Here is a 10,382-nt window from a genome sequence, read left to right as displayed (position 1 = left end):
GGGGAGTCGTCGACGACGGTTGTGGGTGGGCTCGGCGGGCCGATGGGTCCCGTTGCTCCTCCGACGGCAGTGGGTCCGGTCCCGACGGCTCCGGGCGCACACGGTTCGCCGACCCAAACTGTCGTCCCGGCCGGGGTGAGTTCTGGATCGGCGGTGGGCGACGGGGGCCGGGCTCCGGCGGAGGTGGAGGCCGCGTTCGGGTCGTCCGGGGAGGTGCCGTCGACTGCCGCTGCGGGCGTCACGGCGCGGGACACCTTGTCGCAGGCCCGCGAGTCACCGGAGCCACTTCGGACATGTGCGTCACCAGGATCATCCGCGTCACCCGGATCACCCATGGCACCCATGGCACCCAGGTCACCGGCGTCGCACGGGGCAGGGGCGTCGGCACGGGTGGGCTCCCCGCCCGAGCCACCGGTTTCCTGCCAGGCGGGCGTCGCGTCCACGGGGCGGCCATCGAATCCGGGCCCCATGTCACCGACTTCGACCGCGAGTTGATGAACAAGGATGCGGTGCCGGAAAGCGACCTCTCCGATGTCGGCGCAGCTACTGCCGTACACGGAGAGGCGGTTGCCGTCCTCTTGTACGACCTCGACGGAGCGGCGAGCGGTGCGGGCCTCTTTGGTGAGCAGGGACGCCAGACGCACGGCATGCGGGCTGCGGACGGCCACCCGGGGACGCAACCGGGTGCGGGCGAAGTACGCGGCCTCCTGGTCGGCGACGAGTCTGCCCTGGTCCAGGGTGACGACCCGGTCCGCGGTGCGGGCGGCTTCCTTGGGGTCGGGGGTCGTCGAAAGGACGGTCCCGCCCTGGGCCGCGTGCGCGCGCAGCAGACCGTGCAGCCACCGGCTTTCGCGCTCGGAGAGCCCCTCGGCCGGGTGGTCGAGCACCAGGGTGTGCGGGTCGGCGAGGAGAGCGCAGGCGAGGCCGAGCCGACGGTCCATGCCGCGGGAGAGCGTGCCGAGGCGTTCGTCGCGCAGGCTGACCAGGCCGACCGCTTCGAGGACTTCGTCGGCCCGTCGGCCCGGAACGCCGGCGGCCGCGCACAGCATGCGCAGGTGGCCTCGGACGGAACGGGCGGGATGCCCCGGCACATCACCCAGGAGGACACCGACCTCGCGTGACGGGTGGGCGATGCGGTGCAGAGGTCGGCCTCTGAAGTAGGTGAGGCCACGGCCCTGTTGAAGTTCGAGCATCAGCCTCAACGCCGTGGTCTTACCCGCGCCCGCCGCTCCGAGCAGCACGGTCACGTGTCCCGCCCGCGCCTCGAAGGAAACGTCGTCGAGCGCGAGCGGGAGGTCCTTGCGGGGATTGCTGGTCAGTCCGAAGGCCTGGATCACCCGTAGCAAGATAGCGCGCTATGTCCGATTTTGAGGTATAGCAAGGCTGATCGCGGGCCGGTGATCGTCCCGGCGCCCAACCGCCCTGACCGGGCAAGGCGATCGACACCTGCCCCCTGGCTCCTCGGGCGGCGAGGAGCCGGGGGGCAGGGGGCCAGGGCAGGGGCCAGGTGGGCGGCCCGTGGTGATCGAGGCCGCCCGGCCGCGTGCCCGCGCGTATGCCCGGATCAGACCTCGGGCCGCAGCATCGGCGGGTTGAGCAAGGTCGCGCCGCCGGCGCGGAAGAGCTGTGCGGGACGGCCGCCCTGACGGGTGGTGGTGCCGCCCGTAGGGACCAGGAAGCCCGGGGTACCCGTCACCTTGCGATGGAAGTTGCGTGGGTCCAGCGCCACGCCCCACACCGCTTCGTAGACGCGGCGCAGCTCCCCGACGGTGAACTCGGCGGGGCAGAAGGCGGTCGCCAGCGACGAGTACTCGATCTTGGAGCGGGCCCGCTCGACGCCGTCCGCGAGGATCTGCGCGTGATCGAAGGCAAGGGGCGCCACCGGTTCACCGTCACGGCCGTAGCCGCCTTGTTGCAGAAGCTCCTCGACCGGCGCCCAGCGCGCATTGCTGGCGTCGCCGCCCGCGCGTGGCGCGGGCAGATCGGGGGCGAGCGCGAGGTGGGCAACGCTGACCACCCGCATCCTGGGGTCACGCTTGGGATCGCCATAGGTGGCGAGCTGCTCCAGGTGCGCGCCATTGTCCTGGTCAGGGGCGGCGGGGCCGTAGGCGCGAAGTCCGGTCTCCTCGGCCAGTTCGCGGGCAGCGGCCTGGGAGAGGTCCTCGTCGTCCCGCACGAAGCCGCCCGGTAGCGCCCACCGGCCCTGGAACGGCGGCTCACCCCTGCGCACCGCCAGCGCGCACAGGGCATGACGACGCACGGTCAGCACGACCAGGTCCACGGTGACGGCGAAGGGCGGAAATGCTGACGGGTCGTAGGGCATGCGGCGATCATAGTCGTCTTCCTGACGATAAACACTCCCTCGGTCGGCCGCTTCGACGGCTGATCCCTCGCGGCCGGAAGCGTTCGCACCACTCGCCCACGCTGCCGACCGGTCTGCTGTCATGCCAGGTCATGTGCCCAATGGCAGCCATTCGGGCGCTTCCTCGACCATGGCCGGTCAGCTCGGCCGACTCGTGCGGAGAAGGCGGCAGCGGAGACCTGCCGTCCCGTCAGGGGCCGGGTTCACCAAGAGGCGCGCTGCACAGCGGGCACAGAGTCACGGTCCTGGCCACGGCATCGGGCCGGATGCCCGCCACCGTGGTCGGGAGGAGGATTCCGGCGGCACCCCGCCTCCACAGCCCCGTCGTCTGCGGCAGCGGGGCGCGCCCCTCGGTTCGCTGCTCACGCCGTATCACTCGGGAAGCCTGCGGAGCCCGGGGCGTGCTCCTTGCCTCGATGCTCCTGCCCGGGAACCGACCGACCCGGGGGCACCCCGGTCACCCCTCGCGGTGGCGCGCCGATCCGGTACCGGATCACTTCTGCCTGTTGATCTCGTCGCCGTCGGCACCGCCGCTCCGCCGCTGTGCCGAAGCCCCGTCCGAGGCGCGGGTGCGGGTGCGCGAGCGCGTCTCGCCCTGCCCTGGCGTGGTGGGGCGCGTCGAGCCGGCGGAACGCACACGGCGCCGTCGACGGCCGGCAGCCGGTGAAGGGATCTGCGCCGGTCCTGAAGCGCAACCGGTCGCGCCACCGTCCTCGTCAGATGCCTCAGCACGCTGGGCTTCGCCCCGGTCGCCGGTGCCGTCGACGCCGACTTCGTGGTCCTCCTCCCCGGCTGAGGCCGACGCCCCGGCCTCAGCCGGACGGTCCGTTCCCTGCCTTGTCGCCTCGTCCCCGCGGACCTCGCGTTCGGAGCGCAGGCAGCGACGGACCGACTCCGGGTCGAGGCCCTGGTTGCAGGCCTGGTGCAGGAGGCGCGCGAAGAGGTAGCCCGGGTCCGCACCCAGGGCCATGGCGAGGGCCTCGCGGGCCTCCAGTTCGTCGCCGCTGGACCAGGCGACCCAGCCGGCGAGGGTGAGCGGGGCCGCCGCGTGCTCCCCGTAGGGGCCGACACAGCGACGGGCCAGCGCTCGCCAGAGGCGCAGGGCGGGTGCTGCTTCGTCGCCCTCCATCCACTCGGCGGCGCGGTCGCGGGTCACACGGTCCTGGAGGCCGAGGACGAGGTCCGCTGCTTCTTCAGGAGCCAGCAGTGCGTCGTCCCGACGGTCGGCGACGAGGGCGCCGCCCGTCACCGTGGGCGCTTCGGAGAACCGGCGAATGAGGCGTGCGGCCAGCACGATGGTCTCGTCCGCTACGGCCGCGCGGCTCACCTCGTGGAGCATCTTCGGGACCAGGGCCATACCCGCGGTGTCGAGGGCCGTTTCCTGTTCCACGGCGACACCCGTCTCGAGCGGGAGCAGACGGGCCCTCAGCTCGCGAAGCGTGCCGCGTACCTGGATACCTGCGTACGTGGCGGCCGCGGCGAGGACGGATGTGCCTGGCAGGCCCATCGGCACTCCCTCGGCCGGGCAGCAATCCGCGCCCGAGCAGCAGTACGACCAGAAGCGGCCGTCCGAGATGCACAGCGCCTCGATCACCGGGATGTCGAGCCGACCGCATTCGACACGGAGCCTGTGCGCGAGCGGCTGGAGGCGCTGCCTCACCAGGGCGCCCGTCTCGCCCAGCGCCGGATCTTGGCACAGATACGCGACGATCTGTGCGGGGCGGCCTCCCCTGCGTTCACTGCCGGTCACGAGTCCCTGTGCCAGTTGCCGGGCCACCGCGGGCCAGTCGTCGGGGTTGGCGGGGATACCGAGGCGGGCGCGGCCACCGAACCTGCCCCTGCCGCCCTGGTCGTGGAGGGCGACCAGCACGATGCTGTCCTCGGGACGGTACCCGAGCAGGTAGGGCAATGCATCGGCCAACTCGGCCGGGCTGCGCAGGGTGACCTGATGCTCGGGTCCTTCGTCGCAGCCGGGGCGTCCGTCGTACGGGACGTGGCCTTCGAACGCGGTCTCCCGGTCGTACACCGCCTCCCGGTCGTGCGTCGCCCCCTGATCGTGCGTCGCCTCCGGGTCGTACGTCGTCTCCCGGTCGTGCGTCGCCTCCAGGTCGTACGTCGTCTCCCGGTCGTACCTGGCGGCATGGTCGTACGTGGCCTCATTGCCCCGCGTGCCCCCGTGGACGTACGCGGCCTCACCGTCGCACGACTCGGGACCGGTACATCCCTCACGTCCCGTGATGTCGCCGTTTTCGAAAGAACCAGTCGTTTCGCTGTGATTCGTCATGCTCAGACGATCTCGCAGAATGCGAGGTTCCGGTTGAGCCTGTGGATAACTCTGACCAGGGACACGTCACCGCGTGGTCGTACATGCTCCGGTAGCACGCCGCCGAAGGAAAAGCTCACCCCGCGGCGGCGAGGACCAGCGGGAGCACCGCCTCGCCGCCGGCCCGGCGGAGGAGACGGGCGGCGACCGCCAGGGTCCAGCCGGAGTCGGTGTAGTCGTCGACGAGCAGCACGGGCCCCGGAGCGGCCGCCAAGGCGTCGGCCAGCTCCTCGGAGACGGCGAAGGCCGCCGAGAGGGCCCTGAGCCGCTGGGCCGAGTTGCTGCGGCGTACCGCGTGGGCGCCGCCCTGACCGGTGTACGTCAGGGTGCCCAGGAAGGGGAGGCGGCCGATGGTGGCGATGCCCTGGGCAAGGGAGCCGACCAACTGCGGGCGAGCGAGGGACGGGACGGCGACGACCCCGACGGGCCGGGGCGAGGCGTCGGGCACGTTCGGTGCCCAGCCGCCCGGGGAGCGCGCCCAGTCGGCGAGGACGGACACCGCGGCCTTCAGGACGTCGTCGGGAACGGGGCCGTCGGGGGCGTTCTCCGCCAGCAGGGGGCGCAGCCGGTTGCCCCAGCCGATGTCGGAGAGCCGGCCCAGGGCGCGGCCGGTGGAACACTGCTCTCGCGCGGGGATACGCCCCTTGAGGTCGATGCCCAGGGCGGGCATGCCCGTCGGCCACATCCGGCGCGGTTCGACCTCCACTCCAGGACGGTCCAGTTCCTTCGTCGCCCCCGTCAGGGCCTCGGTCGAGACCGAGGCGTCGATCCAGGCGCCGGCGCAGTTGTCGCACCGGCCGCACGGGACCGCGCCCTCGTCGTCCAGCTGCCGGCGCAGGAACTCCATCCGGCAGTCGGTCGTGCTGACGTAGTCGCGCATGGCCTGCTGCTCGGTGGCCCGCTGCCGGGCCACCCAGGCGTACCGCTCGGTGTCATACGTCCAGGGCCGCCCGGTGCTCTCCCAGCCGCCCTTCACCCGCTTGACGGCCCCGTCCACGTCGAGGACCTTCAGCATCGTCTCCAGCCGGGTGCGACGGAGGTCCACCAGCGCCTCCAGGGCCGGCACGGACAGCGGCCGTCCCGCGTCGGCGAGGGCCGCCAGGGTCTGGCGGACCTGCGCCTCGGGCGGGAAGGCGGTATCGGCGAAGTAGCGCCAGATGGCTTCGTCCTCCTTGCCCGGCAGCAACAGCACCTCGGCGTGCTCCACCCCTCGGCCCGCGCGGCCCACCTGCTGGTAGTAGGCGATCGGCGAGGACGGCGAGCCGAGGTGGACGACGAATCCCAGGTCCGGCTTGTCGAACCCCATGCCCAGCGCGGAGGTCGCCACGAGTGCCTTGACCCTGTTCTGCTGGAGGTCGACCTCCGCCTGGAGCCGGTCGGCGTTCTCCGTACGGCCCGTGTACGAGTCCACCGTGAAGCCGCGCTGCCGCAGGAAGGCGGTGGCCTCCTCCGCCGCGGCGACCGTCAGCGCGTAGATGATCCCGGAGCCCGGCAGCTCGTCCAGATGCTCGGCCAGCCAGGCCAGGCGGTGGGCGGCGTCCGGCAGCCGTACGACGCCGAGCCGGAGGCTCTCCCTCTCCAGTGAGCCACGCAGCACCAGGGCCTCGCCCGCACCCGTGCCCAGTTGCTCGGCCACGTCCGCGGTGACGCGCGCGTTGGCCGTCGCGGTGGTGGCCAGGACCGGCACACCAGGGGCGAGGTCGCCGAGCATGGCCCGCAGCCGCCGGTAGTCCGGACGGAAGTCGTGGCCCCAGTCGGAGATGCAGTGCGCCTCGTCGACCACCAGCAGGCCGGTCGTGGCCGCCAGCTTGGGCAGCACCTGGTCGCGGAAGTCCACGGAATTGAGGCGTTCAGGACTGACGAGGAGAACGTCGGTCTCGCCGTGCTCTACCTCCTTGTAGATCGTCTCCCACTCCTCCGGATTGGCCGAGTTGATGGTGCGTGCCTGGATGCCGGCGCGCTCCGCCGCCTCGACCTGGTTGCGCATCAGCGCGAGGAGCGGCGAGACAATGACCGTCGGCCCGGAACCGCGCCGGCGCAGCAGAGCGGTGGCGACGAAGTACACCGCCGACTTTCCCCAGCCGGTGCGCTGCACGACCAAGGCTCGTCGGCGCTCCTCGACCAGGGCCGCCACCGCCTGCCACTGGTCCTCCCGCAGCCGCGCCCCCGGCGCACCCACCAGTTCGGCGAGGATGGCGTCTGCTTCGGTGCGGAGCTCCAGGTTGTCCATGCCCCCATGCAACCCGATGGCACTGACAATCGGCCACCTCACCCTGCGTGAGCGAGGGCGGACGCGGGCGTACGGTGGGGTCGCGAGGCGGCACCGCGTGCGCGCCGGTCGGGGAACGCCACCTTCCCATCAGGTGAACGTGGGGTGGAGAGCCGGGCACGCGTCACCCTGTGCTCATGGGTAAGGATATAAGACACTCTCCGCCACATATGGGTCGCCGACCCCAATTGCTCGTTGCCGCATCCAAGTTCGACAGGAAGAATTGAATTCCGCTCCCCGCACGGCTCGCCCGTGGTCCGGCAGGGCTCTGCTGCGGTGTGCGCGCCCCCGAATCCGACCCGCCCGCAGGTGTGGGCCGTAGCCGAAGGGAGGCTCGTGACCCTCGGAATCGCTCCGTCCTCGGCATCGTTGTCGACGCCCACGTCCGCCGCTTCCGCCAACCGCTTGCTCGAACCCGCGGAATGGGCTTCGGCCGGCATTCCGCTGCTGCGCAGCCCGCGGGAGGTCGTCAGCGGCCTGCACGCACGTCATCGGCCGAAGCCCGCCACCGCGATCGTGGCCGTGCTCGACCCGGACGAACGTCTGCTGGCCAGCGCCTCGTTCACGCGGCGCCAGGCCCAGGCCGACGGCTGGATGTTCCGTAACGCGCTGCTCTCCCAGCTGCGCCGGGTCATTCCGCACGATCTGCGGCGCCGTACGCCGGTGCGCACCGCCGTGCTGCTCTACTGCCGTGAGGGCGACGGGCGTTGGACGGAGGAGGACGGCGCCTGGATGTGGGGTCTGCGGGACGCGTGCACGCTGCACGGGCTGCGCTGCGGGGCGTACATCACGCTGACCAGGGACGGCTGGCAGGTCCTCGGCGAGGGCCGCGGGGGCCGTCGTCCCCACGCCGATTCGGAGCCGGAGCCCTTCGCTCTGTCCGAGGCGCCGCCGCCGTTGCCGCGGACCGGCGGCGCAGCCTCGGAAGTACTGCGCCGCGCGGCCGCCCGCTGAGAGCCGCCGACTCCCCGCCGATCGGCAGAAACGATCCGCCTTCACCGGGCGGAGCCCGGCACACCGTGACCGCACACCCCGCGCAGCGACCGCACAGCCCGTGCAGCGCGAAGTCGCGCCCGGATAACGGCGGACACCGAGGGCGCGGCACCAGGCACGTGGCACCGCCCGTGACGGTGTCCGCGCGGCATGACGGCGCGCCCGTTCCGCATGACGCCAGAAGCTCCGCACGTCGCCAGAGCACCGTGCAGGCGCTCACCGAGGCCGACCACGCGCCCGCGACCGGGCGCGCGCCATTGCGCACTGCCGAGGCCCACGCAGGCGAAGACGGGAGATACCGCCGGGGCGGCGCCTCCCCCGTCCGGGCATGCCCGGACGACCCGGAGTGGGCTCAGATGGCGGTGCCCAGCGCCGAGTTGATCTCCTGCGGGTCACCGCAGACGATCAGCAGGGCGCCGGCCCGCGCGTGGGCCGAGGGCAGTGCGGTGACGCCCGCCGTAGCGGAGCCGCCGTTGACCGCCACGACGACGACGGGACGCACCGCCGCCCGTTCCAGCGCGGCGACGTCGGCGTAGAAGACGTCGTCCCCCGTGTCGTGCTGCGCCCAGTAGGACGCTTCACCGAAGGACAGTTCGTGGGCGGCCCAGGGGTGGAGTTCGCCGGTGGTGATCACCAGCACCTCGCCCGGGGCGCGGCCCGACTCGAGAAGCAGGTCGACGGCCTCTTCGGCGGCATCCAGCGCGCCCTCGGCCGAGGCCGGGATCAGCTGGATCTGAGGAGTCGCCGAAGCGGACACGGAAGCGGAAGGGGTGGCCGGGGCCGAAGGCCCGGGTGTGGGGGCCACATCGCGCGGCGTGCGCTGCACGGGCGGCGTGGGCCGGACAGGACCAGGCCGACCGGGACGCGACGGAGCCGCGGGACGGGGGCCGGGAACGGGACGAGGGGTCGGCGCGGTGCGGCCACTGGCCGGAGTGGCGCGGGGACCCTGGGCACTCTCGTGAATCTGAGGCTCCTCGGGAATGAGAGGCATGGGCTGATATCTATCAAACGTTGATGCGGCTCGCGCCAGTGGGTGGCACGTCAGTGCGAGCGGAACCGTCAGAAGTCGAAGCCGAGCTGGCCTTCGATCTCCGGAACACGTCCGTTCGCCCAGCTGCGGGCCTTCTTGAGGTGCTGCCACTGGGGCAGCGCATCAAGATACGCCCATGACAACCGGTGGTACGGGGTGGGGCCCCGCTCCTCCAGTGCCGCCTTGTGCACGGGGGACGGATACCCGGCGTTGTCCTCAAAAGCGAAGTCTGCATGGTCGATACCCAGTTCGGCCATCATTTTGTCGCGCCGCACCTTGGCGAGCACCGAAGCCGCGGCGACCGCCACGCACGACTGATCGCCCTTGATCACCGTGCGGACTCTCCAGGGGTCGCCGAGGTAGTCGTGCTTCCCGTCGAGGATCACCGCCTCGGGACGCACCGGCAGGGCGTCCAGAGCGCGCACCGCGGCGAGCCGCAGGGCGGCGGTCATCCCCAGGTCGTCGATCTCCTCCGGGGAGGCGTGTCCCAGCGCGTAGGAGGTCACCCACGTCTCGAGTTCCACGGCAAGCTGGTTGCGACGCTTGACGGAGAGGAGCTTGGAGTCGGTGAGGCCCGCGGGAGGCCGACGCAGTCCGGTGATGGCCGCGCAGACGGTGACGGGGCCGGCCCACGCACCGCGGCCCACTTCGTCCACGCCCGCGATGACCTTGGCCCCGGTCGTGGCGCGGAGGGAGCGCTCGACGGTGTGAGTGGGTGGTTCGTACGCCATGGCGGCCTCAGCCTACGCCGCCCGGTTCTCCTCGCGACACTCCGGCCCCCGTGACCGCCCGCGCGATCGTCGAGGGCCCCGTCGGCCCCCGGCTCAGCCCGCGACCGGACGCAGCAGGGGCAGCATGAACTGGTCGATCAGCTCTTCGATCTCCGGGTCGCTCCATTCGCTGCCGCACATCTTGGAGCGGTACATCATCATGGCCGGGATCGCGTCCAGGACATAGCCGTTCACCGCGTCCCCCCGCACCTCGCCCCGATCGATTCCACGGCTGACGACCTCTTGCAGAAGCTGCACGGTCGGTTCGACCACCCCTTCGAAGATCAGGGTGTGGAAACGCTCCGCCTGACTCGGGTCGCACTCGTGAATGATCGAGCGCAGCGCGAAGCCGGGTCGGGAGTACATGGCGTCGCGCGCCTGGCGCGTCAGGACGAGCAGATCCTCGCGCACGTTGCCCAGATCGGGCGCCGCGTCCAGGCGCGGCAGTCCGGCACGCAGGGCGTCGGCCACGAGGTCCTCCTTGGACGGCCACCGACGGTACACGGCCGCCTTGCCGGTCTGGGCTCCGGCCGCCACCCCTTCCATCGTGAGGCCGTTCCACCCCACCGTGCCCAGTTGATCCAGTGCGGCGTCGAGGATCGCGCGTTCGAGTACGACGCCGCACTGGATCAACT

8 protein-coding genes are annotated in these 10,382 nt (G+C 71.9%); 1 reads left to right on the top strand and 7 read right to left on the bottom strand.

Features of this window, described 5'->3' with window-relative positions; all coding sequences use genetic code 11:
- The 4 genes from BZL64_RS26715 to BZL64_RS26700 form a co-directional block, all read right to left on the bottom strand.
- Positions 1–1,337: ABC transporter ATP-binding protein (locus tag BZL64_RS26715; RefSeq protein WP_244205505.1), on the bottom strand; the 1,337-nt coding region annotated here is incomplete at its 3' end.
- Between the two features lie 227 nt (positions 1,338–1,564).
- Positions 1,565–2,323: an NUDIX hydrolase gene (locus BZL64_RS26710; RefSeq protein WP_086771735.1), complete on the bottom strand. Its 759-nt coding sequence runs from the start codon at positions 2,321–2,323 to the stop codon at positions 1,565–1,567.
- A 532-nt stretch (positions 2,324–2,855) separates the two neighbouring features.
- Positions 2,856–4,646, bottom strand: coding sequence for a DUF4192 domain-containing protein (locus BZL64_RS26705; protein ID WP_244205504.1), 1,791 nt, complete (start codon positions 4,644–4,646; stop codon positions 2,856–2,858).
- A gap of 115 nt (positions 4,647–4,761) precedes the next feature.
- Positions 4,762–6,915, bottom strand: coding sequence for a RecQ family ATP-dependent DNA helicase (locus BZL64_RS26700; RefSeq protein WP_086771734.1), 2,154 nt, complete (start codon positions 6,913–6,915; stop codon positions 4,762–4,764).
- Positions 6,916–7,290: 375 nt separating this feature from the next.
- Between BZL64_RS26700 and BZL64_RS26695 the strand changes: the two genes are divergently transcribed.
- On the top strand, positions 7,291–7,908 hold the full coding sequence (locus tag BZL64_RS26695) for a hypothetical protein (RefSeq protein ID WP_086771733.1): 618 nt from the start codon (positions 7,291–7,293) through the stop codon (positions 7,906–7,908).
- Positions 7,909–8,299: 391 nt separating this feature from the next.
- Here the strand turns inward: BZL64_RS26695 and BZL64_RS26690 are convergent, their stop codons facing one another.
- From BZL64_RS26690 to BZL64_RS26680, 3 genes are all read right to left on the bottom strand, one after another.
- Positions 8,300–8,938, bottom strand: a complete 639-nt coding sequence (locus BZL64_RS26690) for a hypothetical protein (RefSeq protein WP_086771732.1) — start codon at positions 8,936–8,938, stop codon at positions 8,300–8,302.
- Between the two features lie 68 nt (positions 8,939–9,006).
- Positions 9,007–9,708 (bottom strand): ribonuclease HII, encoded by a 702-nt coding sequence (locus BZL64_RS26685; protein ID WP_086771731.1) that lies wholly within the window; start codon positions 9,706–9,708, stop codon positions 9,007–9,009.
- A 93-nt stretch (positions 9,709–9,801) separates the two neighbouring features.
- Complete coding sequence (locus tag BZL64_RS26680; protein WP_086771730.1) at positions 9,802–10,380, bottom strand: TetR/AcrR family transcriptional regulator; 579 nt, start codon at positions 10,378–10,380, stop codon at positions 9,802–9,804.
- Positions 10,381–10,382 lie beyond the last annotated feature (2 nt).

Source organism: Streptomyces bobili, assembly GCF_002154575.1.
Lineage (GTDB): Bacteria > Actinomycetota > Actinomycetes > Streptomycetales > Streptomycetaceae > Streptomyces > Streptomyces bobili.
Note: the sequence above shows the minus strand (reverse complement) of the source record. Positions and strands in the feature narration are given on the sequence as shown.

Bases quoted from the DNA above. Each gene is read 5' to 3' on its own strand.
- BZL64_RS26710 (WP_086771735.1), bottom strand. From the start codon at position 2,323: ATGCCCTACGACCCGTCAGCATTTCCGCCCTTCGCCGTCACCGTGGAC.
- BZL64_RS26705 (WP_244205504.1), bottom strand. From the start codon at position 4,646: ATGACGAATCACAGCGAAACGACTGGTTCTTTCGAAAACGGCGACATC.
- BZL64_RS26700 (WP_086771734.1), bottom strand. From the start codon at position 6,915: ATGGACAACCTGGAGCTCCGCACCGAAGCAGACGCCATCCTCGCCGAA.
- BZL64_RS26690 (WP_086771732.1), bottom strand. From the start codon at position 8,938: ATGCCTCTCATTCCCGAGGAGCCTCAGATTCACGAGAGTGCCCAGGGT.
- BZL64_RS26685 (WP_086771731.1), bottom strand. From the start codon at position 9,708: ATGGCGTACGAACCACCCACTCACACCGTCGAGCGCTCCCTCCGCGCC.